Source organism: Micromonospora sp. 067-2 (assembly GCF_046549295.1).
Taxonomy (GTDB): Bacteria; Actinomycetota; Actinomycetes; order Mycobacteriales; family Micromonosporaceae; genus Micromonospora.
Genome location: NZ_JAJPWB010000003.1, coordinates 134368 through 154276, shown reverse-complemented (window position 1 = coordinate 154276; position 19909 = coordinate 134368). Strand labels below are relative to the sequence as shown.

Annotated in this window: 18 protein-coding genes and 1 riboswitch; of the genes, 8 read left to right on the top strand and 10 right to left on the bottom strand. The window is 72.6% G+C overall.

From position 1 onward, the window contains the following. Positions 1-31: 31 nt before the first annotated feature. Positions 32-1123 carry a PLP-dependent cysteine synthase family protein gene (locus ACLJN9_RS07380; RefSeq protein ID WP_410810344.1) on the top strand — a complete coding sequence of 364 codons (1092 nt, stop codon included), beginning with the start codon at positions 32-34 and terminating at the stop codon, positions 1121-1123. 46 nt (positions 1124-1169) lie between these two features. On the opposite strand, the gene ACLJN9_RS07375 is transcribed toward ACLJN9_RS07380, so the two are convergent. The 4 genes from ACLJN9_RS07375 to ACLJN9_RS07360 all read right to left on the bottom strand — a co-directional run bounded on the left by ACLJN9_RS07375 (position 1170) and on the right by ACLJN9_RS07360 (position 7306). Further along, a complete protein-coding gene (locus ACLJN9_RS07375; RefSeq protein WP_410810793.1) occupies positions 1170-1790 on the bottom strand; it encodes a putative glycolipid-binding domain-containing protein in 621 nt (206 codons plus the stop codon). 115 nt (positions 1791-1905) lie between these two features. Then, positions 1906-3879: a DEAD/DEAH box helicase gene (locus tag ACLJN9_RS07370; RefSeq protein ID WP_410810792.1), complete on the bottom strand. Its 1974-nt coding sequence runs from the start codon at positions 3877-3879 to the stop codon at positions 1906-1908. Between the two features lie 238 nt (positions 3880-4117). Then, a complete protein-coding gene (locus tag ACLJN9_RS07365; protein WP_410810343.1) occupies positions 4118-5638 on the bottom strand; it encodes a hypothetical protein in 1521 nt (506 codons plus the stop codon). A 114-nt stretch (positions 5639-5752) separates the two neighbouring features. After that, positions 5753-7306 carry a C40 family peptidase gene (locus ACLJN9_RS07360; protein ID WP_410810342.1) on the bottom strand — a complete coding sequence of 518 codons (1554 nt, stop codon included), beginning with the start codon at positions 7304-7306 and terminating at the stop codon, positions 5753-5755. A 237-nt stretch (positions 7307-7543) separates the two neighbouring features. Here ACLJN9_RS07360 and mqnE point away from each other — a divergent pair, with 237 nt between their 5' ends. The 3 genes from mqnE to ACLJN9_RS07345 all read left to right on the top strand — a co-directional run bounded on the left by mqnE (position 7544) and on the right by ACLJN9_RS07345 (position 9523). Then, the gene (mqnE, locus tag ACLJN9_RS07355) at positions 7544-8713 is read left to right on the top strand and encodes an aminofutalosine synthase MqnE (RefSeq protein ID WP_410810341.1); all 1170 of its coding nucleotides are present in this window, start codon (positions 7544-7546) and stop codon (positions 8711-8713) included. 23 nt (positions 8714-8736) lie between these two features. Then, on the top strand, positions 8737-9174 hold the full coding sequence (locus tag ACLJN9_RS07350; RefSeq protein ID WP_410810340.1) for a hypothetical protein: 438 nt from the start codon (positions 8737-8739) through the stop codon (positions 9172-9174). A gap of 73 nt (positions 9175-9247) precedes the next feature. After that, the gene (locus ACLJN9_RS07345) at positions 9248-9523 is read left to right on the top strand and encodes a DUF4229 domain-containing protein (protein WP_410810339.1); all 276 of its coding nucleotides are present in this window, start codon (positions 9248-9250) and stop codon (positions 9521-9523) included. A gap of 73 nt (positions 9524-9596) precedes the next feature. Here ACLJN9_RS07345 and ACLJN9_RS07340 read toward each other — a convergent pair whose 3' ends face one another. Next, a complete protein-coding gene (locus ACLJN9_RS07340; RefSeq protein ID WP_410810338.1) occupies positions 9597-10952 on the bottom strand; it encodes a C39 family peptidase in 1356 nt (451 codons plus the stop codon). Positions 10953-11162: 210 nt separating this feature from the next. Here ACLJN9_RS07340 and ACLJN9_RS07335 point away from each other — a divergent pair, with 210 nt between their 5' ends. From ACLJN9_RS07335 to ACLJN9_RS07320, 4 genes are all read left to right on the top strand, one after another. Beyond that, entirely contained in the window at positions 11163-13040 is a 1878-nt protein-coding gene (locus tag ACLJN9_RS07335; protein ID WP_410810337.1) for a M14 family zinc carboxypeptidase, read from the top strand. Between the two features lie 113 nt (positions 13041-13153). Continuing rightward, a riboswitch (cobalamin riboswitch) is annotated at positions 13154-13294 on the top strand. 91 nt (positions 13295-13385) lie between these two features. Further along, positions 13386-14321, top strand: a complete 936-nt coding sequence (locus tag ACLJN9_RS07330; RefSeq protein ID WP_410810336.1) for an ABC transporter substrate-binding protein — start codon at positions 13386-13388, stop codon at positions 14319-14321. A 169-nt stretch (positions 14322-14490) separates the two neighbouring features. Next, positions 14491-15552, top strand: a complete 1062-nt coding sequence (locus tag ACLJN9_RS07325; protein ID WP_410810791.1) for a FecCD family ABC transporter permease — start codon at positions 14491-14493, stop codon at positions 15550-15552. Continuing rightward, on the top strand, positions 15549-16376 hold the full coding sequence (locus ACLJN9_RS07320; RefSeq protein ID WP_410810335.1) for an ABC transporter ATP-binding protein: 828 nt from the start codon (positions 15549-15551) through the stop codon (positions 16374-16376). Before ACLJN9_RS07325 ends, ACLJN9_RS07320 begins: the two co-directional genes overlap by 4 nt. On the opposite strand, the gene ACLJN9_RS07315 is transcribed toward ACLJN9_RS07320, so the two are convergent. From ACLJN9_RS07315 to ACLJN9_RS07295, 5 genes are all read right to left on the bottom strand, one after another. Continuing rightward, positions 16348-17121 (bottom strand): VOC family protein, encoded by a 774-nt coding sequence (locus ACLJN9_RS07315; RefSeq protein ID WP_410810334.1) that lies wholly within the window; start codon positions 17119-17121, stop codon positions 16348-16350. The genes ACLJN9_RS07320 and ACLJN9_RS07315 overlap by 29 nt on opposite strands. A gap of 95 nt (positions 17122-17216) precedes the next feature. Then, positions 17217-17954: an ABC transporter permease gene (locus ACLJN9_RS07310; protein WP_410810333.1), complete on the bottom strand. Its 738-nt coding sequence runs from the start codon at positions 17952-17954 to the stop codon at positions 17217-17219. 10 nt (positions 17955-17964) lie between these two features. Beyond that, entirely contained in the window at positions 17965-18924 is a 960-nt protein-coding gene (locus ACLJN9_RS07305; RefSeq protein ID WP_410810332.1) for an ABC transporter ATP-binding protein, read from the bottom strand. Further along, positions 18921-19232: a transcriptional regulator gene (locus ACLJN9_RS07300; RefSeq protein ID WP_410810331.1), complete on the bottom strand. Its 312-nt coding sequence runs from the start codon at positions 19230-19232 to the stop codon at positions 18921-18923. The genes ACLJN9_RS07305 and ACLJN9_RS07300 overlap by 4 nt, the downstream gene beginning before the upstream one ends. Next, positions 19229-19867 carry a transporter gene (locus tag ACLJN9_RS07295; protein ID WP_410810330.1) on the bottom strand — a complete coding sequence of 213 codons (639 nt, stop codon included), beginning with the start codon at positions 19865-19867 and terminating at the stop codon, positions 19229-19231. The genes ACLJN9_RS07300 and ACLJN9_RS07295 overlap by 4 nt, the downstream gene beginning before the upstream one ends. Positions 19868-19909 lie beyond the last annotated feature (42 nt).

Sequence of the window (19909 nt, the reverse complement as noted above, 5' to 3'; positions counted from 1 at the left end):
CAGCCGAGGGCTGCTTGCTAGGTTTCCCGGCGTGACTCATCTCGACCGGTGCGACGAGGCCAGCCGGACCTGGGTGACCGAGGCGATCGCCACCGTCGAGGCGGACGCGAACCGCTCGGCCGACACCCACCTGCTGCCCTTCCCGCTGCCCCGGGCCTGGGGGATCGACCTCTACCTCAAGGACGAGTCGTCACACCCGACCGGCTCGCTGAAGCACCGGCTGGCCCGCTCGCTGTTCCTCTACGGCCTCTGCAACGGCTGGATCGGGCCGCGCACCACCATCGTCGAGGCGTCATCCGGCTCGACTGCGGTGTCCGAGGCGTACTTCGCCCGGATGCTGGGGCTGCCCTTCATCGCGGTGATGCCCGCCTCAACCTCGCCGGAGAAGATCGCGCAGATCGAGTTCCAGGGCGGCCGGTGCCACCTGGTGAACGACCCCGCAACCGTGGTGATCGAGGCCCGTTGGCTGGCCGAGGACACCGGCGGCCACTTCATGGACCAGTTCACCTATGCCGAACGGGCCACCGACTGGCGGGGCAACAACAACATCGCCGAGTCGATCTACGCGCAGCTGAGGCTGGAGCGGCATCCGATCCCCACCTGGGTCGTGGTGGGCGCCGGCACCGGCGGCACCAGCGCCACCATCGGCCGGTACGCCAGGTATCGCCGTCTCGTCACGAAGCTCTGCGTGGTGGACCCGGAGAACTCCGCGTTCTACCCGGCCTGGCTGGCCGCCGACTGGTCGGTACGTACCGGAAAGGGATCCCGGATCGAGGGGATCGGCCGTCCGGGCGTCGAGGCGTCCTTCCTGCCGTCGGTGGTGGACCGGATGGTCCAGGTGCCGGACGCCGCGTCGCTGGCCGCGATGCGGGCCGGCTCGGCCGTGCTCGGCCGCCGGGTTGGCGGCTCCACCGGCACCAACTTGTGGGGTGCGTTCGGTCTGATCGCCGGGATGCTCGCCGAGGGCCGGGCCGGCTCGGTGGTCACCCTGATCTGCGACGCGGGTGACCGGTACGCCGACACGTACTACGACGACGGCTGGGTGAGCGCCCAGGGCCTCGACCTCGCGCCGCACCTGGCCACCGTCGAGGCGTTCCTGAGCAACGGCGTGTGGCCAGCCTGACCTCGACGGGCCGCCTCCGACGGCCCGGCCCTCGCCTGGGCCACGCTCAGCGCGGGTCGATCCGTTCGGCCAGGCCGGGATAACGCACCACGTAGCCGTCGGCGTCGAGGTCGATGTCGGCGGTGAAGGTGTCGCTGGCGTACCGCACCCTGCCCGGCCCGAGCCCGCTGTAGACCTGCTCGGCCGGCACCACCTCGAGGCTGGGAAGCAGCACCCACGCGACGGTGATCCGGTGCGGCAGGTCGGCCGGCTTGGCGGCGAGCCCGAGCCGGTGGACCGGGAGAGAGTTGAACAGCGGCGACCCGCCCAGGTCCACGTCGAGCGCGTCGGCCAACCGGTCCGGGTCGTCGGTGCCGGGCAGACCCGCCCGGGGGTGCCCGGCCGCGATCAGCGCCGCGTCCAGGTCGCCCTGCTCCGCGGTCGTCACCCGCCACCGGGCCGCGGCCCGCTCGAGCGTCACCCGACGCAGCCAGCCCGACCCCTCGACCTCGACCTCCACCCGACCGGTGGTCCAGTCCGGAGCTGTCGTCAGCTGGTAACGGGCGGTCCAGGGAATCGGGTCCACGGCGAGCATGGTGCCTCGGGCGGTCAACCCGTGACCGTCCTCGAGCAGGGCGTGCTCGCTGCCGGCGGTGTCCGTTCGGGACCAGAAGATCGACTTCGGCATGGTCGCCATGGGCCGCACGTTACGCGACCGGGCCGACATCGGGGCGGTCATGCGCGAACGCCGCCGCGAAGCCTGGGCTCCGCGACGGCGTTCGATGGGTCAGTGGGTCAGTGGGTCAGTGGGTCCGGGCCGGCGGCCGCCCGCCGAAGCCACGCCGGTCGTCACTCGGCCGGTCGTCCCGACCACGGCTGTCGGAGCGGAAGCCACCGCGTGAGTCCCGGTCCGCGAAACGCCGCTCACTGGTCGGCCGGTCGCCGAATCGGCGCTCGTCGGCGGGCCGGTCACCCTGCGGCCGGTCGCCGAAGCGCCGCTCGCCCTGCGGTCGGTCGCCGTACTGCCGCTCGCCCTGCGGTCGGTCGCCGTACTGCCGGTCGCCCTGCGGTCGGTCGCCGTAGCGCCGCTCGCCCTGCGGTCGGTCGCCGTAGCGGCGCTCGCCGGTCGGCCGGTCACTCCGGCTGTCCCGCTCGCCGAACTGCGGCCGGTCGGAGAACCTGCGCTCGCCCTGCGGGCGGTCGCCGTGACCGCGAGTGTCGCGATCGGGGTAGCGGCGCTCGCCGGTCGGACGGTCCCCGTAGCCCCGGTCGCCGGCCGGACGGTCGCCGTACTGCCGGTCGCCCGTCGGGCGATCGCCGTAACGCCGCTCACCGGTCGGGCGGTCGCCGTACTGCCGGTCGCCGGTCGGGCGGTCGCCGTAACGCCGCTCACCGGTCGGGCGGTCGCCGAAGCGGCGGTCGCCACTCGGGCGGTCACCGAAGCGGCGCGGGCCTCCGGACCGGTCGTCGTAGCGGCGCGAGCCGCCGGACCGGTCGCCGAAGCCGCGAGGCTCGGCCTCCACGCGAACCGGGACGCCGCTCGGCTCGCGGGCACCGATCAGCTCGGCCAACACCGGGTCGCCGGCCTTGACCCGGGTCTCGGCCGGCGCGACGCCGGCCTTCTCCAGCATGGCCAGGGTGGTGCGGCGCTGCTTGGGCAGCACCAGTGTGGCGACCGCACCAGACTCGCCGGCCCGGGCGGTACGCCCTGCGCGGTGCAGGTAGTCCTTGGGGTCCTTCGGCGGGTCCACGTGCAGCACCAGCGTGACACCGTCGACGTGGATGCCGCGAGCCGCCACGTCGGTGGCGACCAGGACGTTCATCCGGCCCTCACGGAACTCGGCCAGGGTCTTGGTGCGCATCCGCTGGGTCTTGCCACCGTGCAGACCACCGGCGCGTACGCCGACCGCTGCGAGCTGCTCGACCAGGCGGTCCACGCCCAACTGGGTGCGGGCGAAGACCATGGTCCGGCCGTCCCGGGCGGCGATCGAGGCGGCCACCGGGAACTTGTCGTGCGGCGGGATCAACAGCATGTGGTGATCCATGGTGGACACCGAGGCGGTGGACGGCGCCGTGGAGTGGGTCACCGGGTCGGTCATGAACCGCCTGACCAACGCGTCGACGTCCCCGTCCAGGGTGGCCGAGAAGAGCAGCCGCTGACCGTTCGCCGGCGTCTTGGCCAGCAGGTCGGTCACCTCGGGCAGGAAGCCCATGTCGGCCATCTGGTCGGCCTCGTCGAGCACCGTCACCTCGATGTCGTCGAGCTGGCAGATGCCCCGCTCGATCAGGTCGCCGAGCCGGCCCGGTGTCGCCACGATGATCTCCACGCCGCGTCGCAGCGCGTCGATCTGGCGGTCGTACGGGACACCGCCGACGGCGGTCTTCAGGAAGACGTTGAGCGCCTTGCCCAGCGGCAGCAGGGCGTCGTTGACCTGCATGGCCAACTCCCGGGTCGGCACCAGGATGAGGGCGCGCGGACGCATCGGCCGGGCCGGCTTGGCGGCGGCGACCCGGGCCAGCAGCGGCAGGCCGAACGCGAGCGTCTTGCCCGACCCGGTCTGCCCGCGGCCGAGCACGTCCCGACCGGCGAGCGCGTCCGGAACGGTGGCCCGCTGGATCTCGAACGGGGTGGTGATGCCCTGCCGTGCCAGTGCACGGACCAGGGGCTCGGGCAGGCCGAGCGCGGCGAAGTCGATCGCCTCGGCGGTCTCCGCCGGAGCGGCCGCCGGCTCGATCTGCTCGGCGTCGAGGGTCTCCGGGGCGATGTCGGCCGCCACCGGGACGGGGTTGGAAACGGACGGAACGATGCTGGGGTCAGCAGAGGTGGTCAACAAATGCCTCTCGAGCGGGGCGCATCTTCGCGATGGCCCGCCGCGGCTGTACCGCCGGATCGCCCGCAAGATCGCCCGTGGGCGCGCACCACGCGCGCCGGGTCAGTGATCTCGACCAGTGTACGGCGGTCTGCCAGAGTCGCCAGCCGGTTGCGCGGCGGTAGTGGGCCGACTCACCGTCGGCTCAGCCGCTGAGCACGCTGCCCACGAGACCGTCCAGTGCGTCGTTGGCGAGCAGGACGACCAGCACGCTGATCGCCACCAGCAGCCCCAGTGCGGCGGCGAGGACGATCACCACGCGAGCGGTCCTGGAACGCTCAACCGGTGCGTCCGACCAGCCCTGGGCCAGGATGTGTCCGGTCAGCGACCCGGAGTTCTCCACCGCGCTGGCCGGTAGCGCGATGGTGGAGAAGCCCGGCCCGTCCCCGCCTGCGTAGACGGTGCCGGCCAGGTCACTGCCGCCGTCGTACCGCCCGCTGCCGGTGCCGGCCGCGACCCGGCCGCCCGCCGGAGTGGCCAGCGGAAAGGTCTGCCCCGTCGGCGTGGCCGACGGCAGAGTCGGCCCTGCCAGCGTTGCCGACGGGAAGGTCGGCCGGGACCCGCCGGCGCCGCCTGCGGCCGGAGGGGCAGCGCCGCTGGTGGAGGGCGGCCAGACCGGCAGCGCGGGCGCCGGCACCACCGGCGGGGCGGAAATGGGCGCCTCGGCCCGTCCGCCGTCGGGGGACGGCTGGGCCGCGACGGCCGGGGACAGCCAACCGGCCGGCGGCGCGGAGACCGACGCGGTGGCCCGCACGCCGTGCGCAGCGCTGGGCATCGCCGGTGGCGGCGGAAACGGTGGTGCCGGCATCGGGCCGGGCAGCGGTGGCGGCGCGGGCACCGGGGGACCGGGCGGCGGCACCGGTGGGCCGGGCACCGGCGGCGTCGGTGGCCCCGGGATGGGTGGCACCGGCGAGGGCGGCGGGATGGGGGGCCCCGGGACGGGCGGGACCGGGCCGGGTGGCGGCGTCGGGCGGGGTCCCGGCGTCGGCACCGGGCCGGGCGGCGACGGCTCCGGGCTGGGCGCCGGCATCGGCTCGGGTCGCGGAGTCGGTGCGGGCTCCGGCTCGGGTCGGGACGGTGGAGTCGGCCCCGGCCCGGGTGGCGCGGGGGCCGGCTCAGGCTCCGGGGTCGGCGGCGCGGGCGGCTGGGCGGGCTCCGGAGGCCGCACCGGCTCGGGCGGCTCGGGGCTCACCGGACCGGACCGGTAGACGACGGGCGCGCTCGCCCGGGAATCCGGGGTGCCCGCCGCGCCGGCCGTGACCCGGCTGCTGGCAGGCACCGTGGCGCTGGCCCTGGCCGGAACGGTCGAGCCGTCCCGCTGCCCGGGCGGCGGAGTGCCGAACGGACCGGCGGAACCGGTGCCCCGGTAGGTGGTCGTGGTGGCCGGAGCACGTGTCGGGCGGTCACCGGGCTGAGCTGCGGCGGTCGGGACACTGGCCCGGGCACGCACCGGGGCGGCGGCCGCCTCATGGTGGGCGCCGCCGGACGCCGGCTGCCCGCCGTCGGCCTCCGGGGTCTCGGTGGCGACGCTGGTGGAGGTGGCGCGCAGGTCGTCGGCGGACGGATCGGCGTCGCTGGCGAGCGCCGGGTCTGCGGGCTCCGGTGGGTCGACCCGGTCGACGGAGACCGGGTCGCCAGTCTCCGCCGGATCACTCTGCTCGGCCATCTCCGCCCTCCGTGCCACGCTCGCACCCGGAGCCGCGACGTCGGGCCGGGTGTGCCTGGATGTCACGGTGCCACAGATCGCCCCGAGCTGACAGCCGGAGCCGGTCGTGGCGGCTCAGCGGCCGGTGCTCGGGCTGCCCGTCGTGCTCGCGGCCGGGCTGTGACTGGCCACTCCGCTCCGGCTGGCCGACGGCAGGTTGGCCGGGGACGAGGTGGCCGGGGACGAGGTGGCCGGCGCACTGGTCGGCGGCGTGCTGGTCGGCGGCGGCGGGGGGGTCGTGGGCGTCTGCGTCGGGCGCGGCGAGGCGCTGCCGGTCGGCGTCGGCGTCGTGCTGCCGGTCGGGGTCGGGGTCGGGGTGGCCGAACCGGTCGGCTTCGGCGTCGGCGTGGTGGTCGGCTTCGGGGTGGGCGGCGCGCTGGGCGTCGGGACTGGCACGACCGGGGCCGGCACGACCGGGGCCGGCACCGCGCCGATCACCCGGGTGGCGGCGTAGAGCCGGGACCAGGGAACGACCGAGATCTTGACGACGTCGCCGGTGGTGGGCGCCTGCACCATCTTGCCGCTGCCGATGTACATGCCGACGTGGTGGATCGTGGTGTAGCTGCTGCCGGAGGCGAAGAAGAGCAGGTCGCCGGGGAGCAGCGCGGTCTGCGGCACGGTGCGCGTCCGGGTGGCGGCGTACTGGTCGCGGGAGACCCGGGGCAGGTCGAAGTAGTCGGCGCCCGGGGACCGGTACGCCGCCCACATCAAGCCGGAGCAGTCGAACCGGTCCGGCCCCTCCTCCGACCACTTGTACGGGTCGCCGAGCTGGGCGAGGGCGTACGCGACCGCGGCCAGCGCCCGCGGGTGCGCGGCCATTCCGCTGATGCTCTGGCCGGTGACGTAGCCGGCGCCGAGCTGCTGCTCGACGGCCTCCTGCTGCCGCTCGATCACGATCAGCTGCGCGGCGTTGTCCCGGCGCAGCTTGAGCAGGTTGGCCTCGGCGGTGCGGAGCGCCGTCTCGCCCGCGGTGAACTCCGCCCCGGCGGCGGCGAGCAGATCCTTGGCCTGGGTGTGCTTCTGGTAGGCGTCCTGCTCCTCGGCACGGGCACGGGACAGCTCACCGGCCACCCCGGTGGTGCCGCCGTCGACCTTCTCGCCCCTGGTGATCTGCTGGAGGCGGCTGAGCCCACGGATGTCCCGGGCAAGGTCGCCGGGCGGCAGGGCGGCGGCTGCCTTGACGGCGTCCGCGGCGGCGACGTCGGCCGCCTGCTGGGCGCGGAGCAGGGCGTCCTGCGTGGTCGCGAGCACCTTGCCGGCCGCCTCGAGCTGCGCCTGTGCGTCGGTGCGTTTCTGCCGGCTCACCAGCAACGCGTCGCCGAGCGCACCGACCTGGATCTCGCCAGCGGCGATGGCGGCGGCCAGCGGGCCCGTGCCGACGTTGACGACCGGCGGGACGGGCACGCCGGCGGTGGGAGCGCCGCCGGGTAGTTGGATTGTGCTGATGGCCGGCGGTCGCGAGCCGGTGTCCGGCACGGTGGTCGGCAGTCCTGGCTCGGCGTACGCGGGGGTGGCCAGCACGGCGGCGGCGATCGCGCCGAGCAGGGCGGCCCAGAGCTTCGGCCGTAGCACCGGCGAGATCACCGGGCTCCGTCGTCGCTGCCGTCGCCCGCGCCCGCTGTCGACCATTCCGCTCCCCGTCCCGCAGCCCGTTCGCCGCGCTCGGTGGGCGCGGCGGTCGGGACGGTACCAGTGTGTGTTCCGCCCCGTTCTGTCTTACCTCACCCCGGCAGTGATGTCGATGCGTGGCCGGGTTACGGGAGGCTGAGAGTTCGGTGAAGTGGGTCGCTGCCGGCGACCGTGCCGCCGTGGCTGTCGGCGTCCCGACGTACGCTCCAGGAGGACCGCAGGTGGAAGGGACGTGCCATGGACGCCGGACTCAAGCGTGAGCTCGAAGCGAAGGTGTACGCCGGTGAGCGGCTGACCCGGGAGGACGGGGTCGCCCTCTACGACAGCGACGACCTCACCTGGCTGGGGCGGCTGGCTCACCACCGGCGCACCGAACTCAACGGCGACCGGGTGATGTTCAACGTCAATCGGCACCTCAACCTGACCAACGTCTGCTCGGCGTCGTGTGCGTACTGCTCGTTCCAGCGCAAGCCGGGCGAGAAGGACGCGTACACGATGCGCATCGACGAGGCGGTCCGCAAGGCCAAGGAGATGGAGGACGAGCAGCTCACCGAGCTGCACATCGTCAACGGCCTGCACCCGACGCTGCCCTGGCGCTACTACCCCAAGGTGCTGCGCGAGCTGAAGGCGGCGCTGCCGAACGTCAAGCTCAAGTGCTTCACGGCGACCGAGGTGCAGTGGTTCGAGAAGATCAGCGGGCTGACCGCCGACGAGATCCTCGACGAGTTGATGGACGCCGGCCTGGAGTCGCTGACCGGCGGCGGCGCGGAGATCTTCGACTGGGAGGTCCGCCAGCACATCGTGGACCACGCCTGCCACTGGGAGGACTGGTCGCGCATCCACGCCCTGGCGCACCGCAAGGGCATGAAGACCCCGGCAACCATGCTGTACGGCCACATCGAGGAGCCCCGGCACCGGGTCGACCACGTTCTGCGGCTGCGCGAGCTGCAGGACGAGACCAACGGCTTCGCGGTCTTCATCCCGCTGCGGTACCAGCACGACTTCGTGGACTCAGCGGACGGCAAGATCCGTAACCGGATCCAGGCGCGTACGACGATGGCCTCGCCGGCCGAGTCGCTGAAGACGTTCGCGGTCTCCCGGCTGCTCTTCGACAACGTCCCGCACGTGAAGAACTTCTGGGTGATGCACGGGCTCTCGGTGGCTCAGCTCTCGCTGAACTTCGGCGTGGACGACCTGGACGGCTCGGTGGTCGAATACAAGATCACCCATGACGCCGACTCGTACGGCACCCCGAACACCATGCACCGGGACGACCTGCTGCACCTGATCTGGGACGCCGGTTTCCAGCCGGTCGAGCGGGACACCCGTTACAACGTGGTCCGGGAGTACGACAAGGCCCCGTCGCTGGCCGAGCGCCGCGCCGAGCCGCAGCAGGTGTGGGCCTGAGCGGCCGCGTACCCTCGCAGTCGATGACCGAGCAGCACGGATCCGAGCAGCAGGGCGGCTTTCCCCGGCGGGACGCCGAGGGGCGTGTCGCCAGCCTGGGCGACCTGCTCGGGGTGTGTCTGGCGGGTCTGGTCATCGGCGCGTTGGCGCTCGTGCTGTTCGAGTGGGCGTTCGCCTCGATCGGCGACGGTGACTTCGGGCAGACCAACGGCTGGTTGGCGGTGATCCTGCCGGCCTGGCTGTTCTGGGACGACTTCCGAGCCTGGGACTTCGGCGCCGCCCGGGTGGTGGCGGCACTGGTCGCCACCGCCGTGGGAGTGTCTGCCGGTCTGCTGATCGCCGGTCTGGGCGCCGGGTTGCCACCGCTGCTCTCCGGAGCGCTGGGGGCGGCGGCGTTCACCGTGGTGTACGCGGCGGTCTGGTTTCCGGGCGTCCGCTGGCTGGCCCGCCGGACCGGCTGACCCCGACCGCCCGCCGGGCGGGTCGATCCTTCCGCCGGCACCGGCGGGCGACGGAGTGAACGGAGTGGTGCAGGTGAGCGCGGCGGTCAAGTACACGCTGGGCCGGATCGGGCTGTTCGTCGCCGTGTTGGCGGGCCTGTGGCTGATCGACATGAACGTGTTCCTGAAGCTGATGCTGGCGCTGGTCTTCTCCGCCGCGCTCTCCTTCTTCCTGCTGCGCGGCTGGCGGGACGAGATGGCCGAGGAGATGGCCGGTGCGGCAGAGCGTCGCCGCACCGAGAAGGAGCGCCTCCGCTCTGCCCTGGCCGGCGACGAGAACCAACCCCCCACCCCCGACCCACCGCGTTGATCATGAAGTTATTGCGGCGACACGCCGCGGCGAGTGGCAATAACTTCATGATCAACCGCGAGCACCCCCGGGGTTACCAGTTGGTGGAGCCTGCGATTCGGGGCCAGGGCTTCCACAGCGGCTTGATCAGGTAGGCGACGCCGCCCGAGCCGCCGGAGACACCACCGGTCGCGTTGGTGCGCTTGGTCCGCAGCCAGATCTGCTCGAACTGCTCCCGTGGATAGACGTTGCGCACCACGTCGTTGCTGGACGAGGCGGGGTCGTTGACGATCACGTCGCCGTCGGCGGTGAAGCCGACCACCACGAACAGGTGCCCCGAGGTGCCGTAGCCCGCCCCTTCCAGCTCGCTGGCGAGGAAGGACTGGCTGGTCACCACCGGGATACCGGCGGCGATGAAGCGCTCCACCTCGTCCAGTGAGTGCAGGCGGGTCACCCGGCCCTCCAGCCCGGGGAAGCTGGCCGCGTACGCGGTGTTGAAGGGCCAGTTGCCGGCGCCGTCGTACGTGTAGTCGTAGGTCATCCGCGCGGCGTGGTTGACCGTCGGGTCGGGGTAGGTCGGGTCCACCCAGGAGGTGTCGGCCTTCGACGGCTGACGGCCCCAGTACTCGACCACCATCTCGGTGGAGGTGGGGGAGCACCACGCCTCGCCGCCGCCGTCGTACTCGGGGTAGTGCCCGGCGTGCACGTTCTGCGAGTAGCGCGGCACCGGCAGCTCGCGGCCCCAGGCGATGTGCCCGGCGCTCGGCGCGACGGTGAACCGGTCCGGTACGGCGGAACTCATGGCACCGAGCATCCGGACCACGGGCGCGGCGGTCTGCCCGGGCGCCCGGTAGAGGGTCAGCCGCAGCTGGTAGGAGCGCAGCAGCACCCCTGCGGCGGCGTCGTCGATGCTGAAGGTGTCGGTCCAGATCGTCGACCAGGGGTCGCCCTGCCGGTTGACGCTGGTCCGCTTGATGTCGCTGTCACCGGACGCCCAGCGGCCCATGACGTACCAGGGTGTCTGGTCGCCACTGGTGTAGCTGCCCTGCATCTCGACCTGGATCCAGGTGCCGGCGGGGGTCTCCGCGTTCCAGGAGGCGATCAGCTCGGTGGCGTCGAATCCGATCCGGGTCACCGGTGAGGTCCAGGTGCCGTACTCCCAGCTGCGGGTGGTGCCGGTGTGCGGGTCGGCGTACTCGACGGTGCCGGCCGGGCGGGCCAGGGTGACGCCGGCGCGCAGGCCGGGCACCACGCGGGTGCCGGCCCGGCTGCCCCGGTGCCAGTCGACGGGCCCGGACCAGTCCTGGAAGGTGATCTGTTCGTCGTGGGCTGTGGTGGGCGGTCGGCCGCCGGCGGACGGCCGGGCGGCTGCCGCGGGCGCGGCGGTGGCGAGCAGGGTGAGCGCGGTGACGCCGGCGAGGGCGGCCGCGTGCAGGCGATATCTGGCCATGGGTGCTCCGCGGTGTCGAGGGGGCATCGTCGCCGGTCAGTGTCGCGCGTGGAAGGAAGTTTCGCCAGATGTCGACGGATGGAAAAGCATTGCCGCCGCGATGGTCAACATGGGATGAACAAGCTAATGACAAATATTGATATGACCATGTGACTGATGGTGAAGTGTCCTCCACCGAGCGGGATCTCCCGCCTCTCGAGGAGGTAGTCCATGGCCCTCCGCACGCCCATCCCTCTCCGCCGCGTCCTGGTGCTCGCCGTCGTCACCGGGCTGGGACTCGTCACCGTCGCCGCCAGTCCGGTCGCCGCCCGGCCGGCACCGGACCGGACCGCCGAGCAGGCCGCCTCCGGCTACCGGGTGCTCGGCCCCCGGACGTCCGCCGACCGTACGGCGGTGGCCCGCACCGGGGCCGCCATCGACTACTCCGAACACGGCGTGCTGCACATCTCGGCCACCACCACCGAGGCCGCGGCGATCAGCCGGCTCGGCTTCCGGCTGGAACCGCTCGCCCCGCCGCCGAGCGCCGAGCGCGGCGCCAGCGACGTGGGCGCGTTGGCCTTCCCGCCCGCCGACTCCAACTACCACGACTATGCCGAGCTGACGGCCGTGGTGAACCAGGCCGTCGCCGACCATCCGGCCATCGCCCGCAAGATCAGCATCGGTACGTCGTACGAGGGCCGCGACCTGGTGGCGGTGAAGATCTCCGACAACGTGGGCACCGACGAGGGCGAGCCGGAGATCCTGTTCAACGCCCAGCAGCACGCCCGCGAGCACCTGACCGTCGAGATGGCGATCTACCTGCTCAACCTGTTCACCGACAACTACGGCAGCGACTCCCGGATCACCAACATCGTCAACAGCCGGGAGATCTGGATCGTGCCGACGGTCAACCCCGACGGCAGCGAGTACGACATCGCCACCGGGTCGTACCGGTCCTGGCGCAAGAACCGGCAACCCAACAGCGGCTCGTCCAACGTGGGCACCGACCTCAACCGCAACTGGTCCTACCAGTGGGGCTGCTGTGGTGGGTCGTCCGGAACCACCTCGTCGGACACCTACCGCGGCCCGTCGGCGTTCTCCGCTCCCGAGACGTCCGCGCTGCGCAACTTCGTCAACAGCCGGGTGGTCGGCGGCGTCCAGCAGATCAAGGCGAACATCGACTTCCACACGTACTCGGAGCTGGTGCTCTGGCCGTTCGGCTACACCACCGCGAACAACCCCGCCGGGATGAGCGCGGACCAGTACAACACCTTCTCCACCATCGGCCAGCAGTTGGCGGCCACCAACAACTACACCCCGGAGCAGTCCAGCGACCTCTACATCGCCGACGGCACCAGCATCGACTGGATGTGGGCCACCCACAACATCTGGGCGTACACCTTCGAGATGTACCCGGGCTCGTCAGGCGGCGGCGGTTTCTACCCGCCCGACGAGGTGATCCCCGCGCAGACCAGCCGCAACCGCGAGGCCGTGCTGCTGCTCAGCGAGTACGCCGACTGCCCGTACCGGGCCATCGGCAAGCAGGCGCAGTACTGCGGCGGCGGCGGTGGCACCACGGTCTTCTCGGACACCTTCGAGACCGCGACCGGGTGGACCACCAACCCGGCCGGCACCGACACGGCCACCCTCGGGGCGTGGGAACGGGGTGCCGCCCAGGCGACCACCTCCTCCGGCGCCAAGCAGCTCACCCCGTACGCCGGCGCCAACGACCTGGTGACCGGACGGCTCGCGGGATCGGCGGCCGGTGACTACGACGTCGACGGTGGCGTGACCAGCGCGCGGTCCCCGGCGGTGACGCTGCCGTCGGCCGGCACGCTGACCCTCTCGCTGGCCTGGTACCTGGCACACGGCTCGAACGCCTCCTCGGCCGACTACTTCCGGGTGAGCGTGGTGCACAACGGAGGCACCACGGCGCTGCTCACCCAGGCCGGTGCGGCGGCCAACCGCAACGGGAGCTGGGCGGTGGCCAACCTCAACCTCACCCCGTACGCCGGTCAGTCGGTCCGCATCCTCGTCGAGGCGGCCGACGCCTCCGGCGCCAGCCTGCTGGAGGCGGCTGTGGACAACGTCACCATCACGTCCTCCTAACCCCGTGGGGCCCCGTCCGCCCCCACGGGGCCCCACCCCCACCCCCCACCCCGCGCTGATCTAGGGCATATCGTCGTTGCGAGAGATCTACTCATGGCGATATGCCCTAGATCAACGAGGGTTGTCTTGGCGGTGCGCTACCGTTTCAGCGACCACTCCGCAGCGAAGCCGGTGCGAAACCCGGCGCTGTCCCGCAACTGTGATGCCCCGTCCCGGTGACGGGGATGAGCCAGGTCGCCTGCGGATGGGTCGCGACACGCGCTCTCGAGGAAGGGCGCCTCGTGGGCGGGCGTACGAAAGTCCCTGTCGGCGAAGCACCACATTCCTCGACCGACAGGAGGACCCATGTCCGCACGTACCCCCCGGCTCTTCGCCGCGACTCTCGCGGTCGCCGCGCTCGCCCTCGGCGCGTGCGCCGAGAAGACCGACGACCAGCCGGCGGCCGGCGGCAGCTCCGCGACCGTCGCCTACCCCGTCACGGTCGGCCCGCTCACCCTCGACAAGCGCCCCGAGAAGATCGTCTCGCTCTCGCCCACGGCCACCGAGATGCTCTTCGCGATCGGTGCCGGCCCGCAGGTGACGGCGGCGGACGACAACTCCAACTACCCGGCCGAGGCGCCCAAGACCAACCTGTCCGGCTTCCAGCCCAACGCCGAGGCGATCGCCGCCAAGAGCCCCGACCTGGTGGTGCTCTCCAACGACACCAACAAGATCGTCGATCAGCTCGACAAGCTCAAGATCCCGGTCTACCTGACCCCGGCGGCCACCACGCTGGACGACTCGTACCGGCAGATCACCGAACTGGGCGCACTGACCGGCCACGCCGACCAGTCGACCGACGTCACGAGCCGGATGAAGGACGACATCGCCAAGCTGGTCAAGGACCTGCCGCAGCGCGCCGAGAAGCTCACCTACTACCACGAGCTGGGCCCCGAGCTGTACAGCGCGACCAGCAAGACCTTCATCGGCTCGCTCTACAGCCAGGTCGGCCTGACCAACATCGCCGACCCGGCCGACGCGGACGGCAAGAACGGCGGCTACCCGCAGCTGTCCCAGGAGTTCATCGTCAAGGCCAACCCGGACTTCGTCTTCCTGTCCGACACCAAGTGCTGCCAGCAGAACGCCGACTCGATCAAGGCTCGCAGCGGCTGGGCTGGGCTGACCGCGGTGAAGAACAGTCAGATCGTCGCGTTGGACGACGACGTCGCCTCCCGCTGGGGCCCGCGCGTCGTGGACCTGCTTCGGGTGATCATCGACGCGGTCGCCAAGGTGCCCGCGTGACCGTCATCCCTCGGTGAGCGAAGCACCACCGGTGGACGCCACGACACCGCCACCCCGGCCCGCCGGGGCGACGCCACCAACCGCCGGGGCGACGCCGTCAACCCGGCCCGCCGAGGCGACGCCACCAACCCGGCCCGCCGGGGCGGCGCCGCCGTCCCGGCCGGCCGGGCTGCCGTCCGCGGCCCGACCCGCCGGCCTGCGCAAGCGCTGGGTGGTCGCCGGCGTGTTCGCGGTGCTCGTCGCGTTGGTCGCCGGGGTCTCGTTCGGCCCGGTCAGCCTGCCACCCGGCAGCGTCGCCGCCGAGCTGCTCAACCTGATCCCCGGAGTGCACCTGGACAGCGGGCTCACCGAGCGGGAGATCGCCATCGTCACCGAGCTGAGGCTGCCCCGGGTGGTGCTGGGCCTGCTCGTCGGCGGCCTCCTCGCCCTGGCCGGCGGCTGCTACCAGGGCGTGTTCCGCAACCCGCTGGCCGACCCGTACCTGCTCGGGGTCGCCGCCGGCGCCGGGCTCGCGGTCACCGCGGTGATCGCTCTCGGCGGTGTCGGCCGGGAGGGCTCGATCACCGGGCTGCCGGTGACGATCCCGCTGGCCGCGTTCGCCGGCTCGCTGCTCGCCGTGACGATGACCTACCTGCTCGGTGCCGCCGGCGGCCGGAGTCGTTCCCCGGCGATGCTGATCCTGGCCGGGGTGGCGGTCTCCGCGTTCCTCTCCGCCGGTCAGACGTACCTGCTGCAACGGCACTCCGACAGCATCCAGCCGGTCTACTCGTGGCTGCTCGGTCGGCTGGCCACCGCCGGTTGGCACGACGTGCTGCTGGTGCTGCCGTACGCCGTGCTGACCACCGTGGTGGTGCTGCTGCACCGCCGCGAACTGGACGTCCTCGCGGTCGGTGACGACGAGGCGACGAGCCTGGGGCTGCATCCGCAGCGCACCCGCTACCTGCTGATCGCCGCCGCCTCGCTGGGCACCGCCGCGGCGGTCTCCGCGACCGGCCTGATCGGCTTCGTCGGCATCATCGTGCCGCACACCGTGCGGCTGCTCGCCGGGTCGAGCTACCGGGTGATCCTGCCGCTGTCGCTGCTGTTCGGCGGCGCGTTCCTGGCGCTGACCGACGTGGTGGCCCGCACCGCCGCCGCACCGGCCGAGATCCCGATCGGGGTGGTCACCGCCCTGCTCGGCGGCCCGTTCTTCGTGCTCGTGCTGCGGACCGCCCGACGGGTGCTCACGTGAGCACCGAGCCCGCGGTAGCGGCCGTCGAGGTCCGAGGGCTGCACGTCAGCCTGGACCGCACGCCCATCCTCACCGGCGTCGACCTCACGGTCGCCGTCGGGGAGTGGGTCACCGTGATCGGCCCGAACGGCGCCGGCAAATCGACCCTGCTGCGCGCCGTCGGCGGGCTGCTGCCCGCGCCGGGAGCGATCACCCTGTTCGGTACGCCGAGCGGCGCGCTGCGCCGACGCGACCGCGCCCGGGTCGTGGCCACGGTGGCGCAGTCCCCGGTCGTCCCGCCCGGCATGTCGGTGCTGGACTACGTGCTGCTCGGCCGCACCCCGTACATTGCGCCGCTGGGTAGAGAGTCGGCCGCCGACGTCGACGCCGTGCACGAGGTGCTGGACCGGTTGGACCTGACCGGCTTCCACCGCCGCGAGCTGGCCACCCTCTCCGGCGGCGAACGGCAGCGGGTCTTCCTCGCCCGGGCGTTGGCCCAGGGTGCCACGCTGCTGCTGCTGGACGAGCCGACCAGCGCCCTGGACATCGGTCACCAGCAGGACGTGCTGGAGCTGGTCGACCAGTTGCGCCGCGAGCACGGCTTCACCGTGCTCGCCACCATGCACGACCTCTCCCTGGCCGGCGAGTACGCGGACCGGATGGTGCTGCTCGCCGACGGCCGGGTGGCGGCCGTCGGGACCCCCCACGAGGTGTTGACCGAACACCTGCTCGCCACCCACTACCGGGCCAGCGTCCGGGTCGTCCCCGGCACCCACGGCCCCCTGGTGGTCCCCGTCCGCCCCCGGCTGAGCCCGGTCAGTCGCCGTCCGGCCCCAGGTCGATGACGGAGAAGAGAGCGCCCTGGGGGTCGCGTAGGGCGGCGAACCGCCCGGCCGGGTTGTCGCGGGGCGGCACCAGGATCGTTCCGCCCAGCTCGGCGGCCCGCGCCGCGGCGGCGTCCGCGTCGGCGACGGCGAAGTACACCGTCCAGTACGCCGGCAGGTCGGCCGGAAAGTCGTCGGCGAACGGTGGCATCATCCCGGCGACGATCCGCGCCCCGAGCCGCCACCCGGTGTAGGTCATCCCGCCGACCGGCTGGTCGTCCGGCTGCCAACCGAACACCAGCTCGTAGAAGACCTTCGCGCCCTCCGGGTCCGGGGTGACCAGCTCGTTCCAGCTCATCGCGCCCGGCACGTTGAACACCCCGGCACCCGGCATCGCCTGCGGCTGCCAGACGCTGAAGGTGGCGCCCGCCGGGTCGGCGAAGACCGCCATCCGGCCCCGGTCGAAGACCTCGAACGGCGGAACGACGACCTGCCCGCCGGCCCGTTCGACCCGCCCGGCGACCAGTTCGGCGTCGTCGGTGGCGAGGTACGTCGACCAGATCGGCACCTGGTCCGGAATGGCCGGCGGCCCGGCGCCGGCGACCGGCTGTCCGTCGAGCAGGAAGACGGTGTAACCGCCGGCCTCGGGCTCCGGATTCACCCGGCCGGTCCAGCCGAACAACTCCGGGTAGAAGCGCCGGGCGTCGGTCAGATCCGGGGTGGCCAGGTCGGCCCAGCAGGGCGTACCCGGCGGGACGGTGCTCACGGTCAAGACCCCTCTCGCCCCCGGCGGCCACCACGGCCCCCTGCCGGAATCCTGGCACCGTCCCGCTGCGGCCCGGGGCGGAAACGGACGAATCGTCAGCTGAACCGGCGACCCTCGTCCCGCCGGTAGGCCCAGCCGGCGACGAGGGCCAGCAGCACCACCCAGACCCCGAGCATGATCAGTGCCAGCGGCTCGACCCGGTAGTCTCCGACGGCCGCCCACATCAGCTCGGCGGCACCCCGGGTGGGCAGGAACGGCGCGATCGTCTCGATGAACCCGGGCGCCTCGCCGGGTGCGGAGAGCAGGCCGCCGCCGAACGCGAGCGGCAGGAAGACCACCTGCGCGACGACGATCGCCGCCTTGCTCGGCCACGAGTAGCCGATGGCGAGCCCCATCAGCGTGAACGGCACCGAGATGACGGCCACTGTGACGGTGGTCAGCAGGAACGCCGCCAGGCTGACGCGGGCCGGGGTCAGCGTCGCGCCGATCACCACGACCGGGATCAGCGAGAGGTACGTTAGTGCCAGGCCGGCCAGCACCCGGCCGGCGAACCGGGGCACCGACCCGGCCGGCAGGGTCCGGGTGTACGGATTCCAGGGCTGGGCGCGGTCCTCGGCGACGCCGACTCCGTACTGGAAGATGTTGGCGCTCATGACCGAGAAGGTGACCATCGACGCGGTGGCGAAGGTGGCACCGGCCGGGTCGTCGCCGGCGAACGGCACCACGAAGAAGATCATGGCGGCGGCCGGGAAGAAGGCGCTGCCGAAGACCGCCACCGGAATCCGGATGGTCTCCAGGAGCTGGTAGCGGGCGTGGACCAGGGCGAGTTGCACGGGTCGCTCCTCAGACGGTGGTGGGTCGGCCGCCGGCAGTGGCGGTGGTGGGCTGGTCTCCGGCGCTGGGCTGCTCCCCGACCGGGGACAGGTTTGTGGGGATGGGCTCTCCGGAGGTGATGGCGAGGAACGCCTCCTCCAGCGAGGTCGGCCGTACCTCCAGGTCGGTGAAGGGGGTCCGGGCCGTGACCAGCGCCCGGACCAGCTCGTCGGCGTCGGTGGTGAGCAGGTGCAACCGGCCGTCGATCCGTTCGGTGCGGACCACCCCGGGCAGCTCGGGCACCTCGTCCGCGACGAGGCTGACCCGTCGTACGCCGGCGATGCCGCGCACCGCCTGCACCGTGTCGTCGGCGAGCACCCGGCCCTGCCCGATCACCACCACCCGGCGGGCCAGGGCCTCCACCTCCTCCAGGTAGTGGCTGCTCAACAGGACCGTCCCGCCGTCGTCGTGGAACGCCCGGATCGCGTCCCACAACGTCCGCCGGGCGGCCACGTCCAGGCCGGTGGTCGGCTCGTCGAGCAGCACCAGCCGGGGTCGGCCCACGAATGCCAGCGCCACCGCCAGCCGACGGCGCTGCCCGCCGGAGAGGCCACCGGTCTGTCGCCGGGGCAGATCGCCCAGACCGAAGCGGTCGAGCAGCTCGCCGCGGGGCACCGGGTCCGGGTAGTGCGCGGAGACGTAGTCGACGACCTCGCCGACGCGCAGCGTGCCGGGCAGGCCGGTCTCCTGGGGGGTCACCCCGATCTGTCGCCGCGACGCCGGGTCGCGCGGGTCGCCCCCGAACAGTTCCACCCGTCCCGAGCTGGGTCGACGGAGACCAACCAGCAGGTTCAGAAGGGTGCTCTTACCGGCGCCGTTGGGGCCGAGCAGGCCCACCAGCTCACCCGCCCGGACTTCGAGGTCGACGCGGTCGAGGGCCAGGACGTCGCCGTACCGGCGGCTGACCTGGTCGGCGCGGGCGAGGATCATGACTGCTCCTTCGGCGAGGTGGGGTCGAGCAGGCTGCGGATGGCCTCTGTGTACTCCTCGAACGCCAACCGGCCCCGCCGGCTGAGCCGGATCAGGGTGGCCGGGGTGCGTCCGCGGTGGGTCTTGCTGACGTCGACGTAGCCGGCATCCTCGAGTTTGCGCAGGTGCACGGAGAGGTTGCCGGCGGTCATCGCGAGCAGCTCCTGGAGCCGGGGGAAGGTGATCCGGTCGCCGTCGCCGAGTGTGGACAGGGTGGCGACCACCCGCAGCCGCGCCTGCGCGTGGATGACCGGGTCGAGGTCGGTCACGGCCGGTGCCGCTGTCGGAGTCGGGCCATCGCGCCGGCGACCAGGATCCCGCCGCCGCCGGCCACGGCGACGACCAGCGCGTGCCAGCCCGGCCCGGCGAACGTACCGGCCAGGTTGATGACGCTGATCCAGACGCCCAGTCTGAACAGGTCCCGGTCGAGCCAGATGGCGCCGCCGGCCATGTGCAGCGCGGCGGTCAGCCCGACGGCGGTCGCCGACCAGAGCAGCGCCGCCTGGTCGTGCGGCAGGTGGTCGGAGACCCGGGCGAGCCCCGCGTAGACGCTCACCGGACCCAGGGCCCAGGCACAGCCGTACCAGCGTCCGCGCCGGGCCGAGTCCCCGGTCACCTGGCCGTACGCCCGCGCGCCGGCCACGGCCTGGATCACCGCCGCGACCCCGAGCAGGACGAAGAGAACGGTCAGCGGCAGCCAGTCCGGCAGCCGGAGCAGGACCCGACCGTCGGGGGAGAAGCGCAGGAAGAACAGCCCGAAACCGACCAGCCAGGCGACACCCCACGGCCAGTAGAGCAGCCGGGCGTCCGGCTGGAGCCGACGGGCCGTCGCGACCTGCTGCTCGCGGATCAGGTCGAGCGCCGCCGCGGCGTCGGGGGGAGGCAGATCGTCGTCGGGGTTCACGCAAACAACTTTAAAACACAAAGTCAATATTCACTGTCCCCT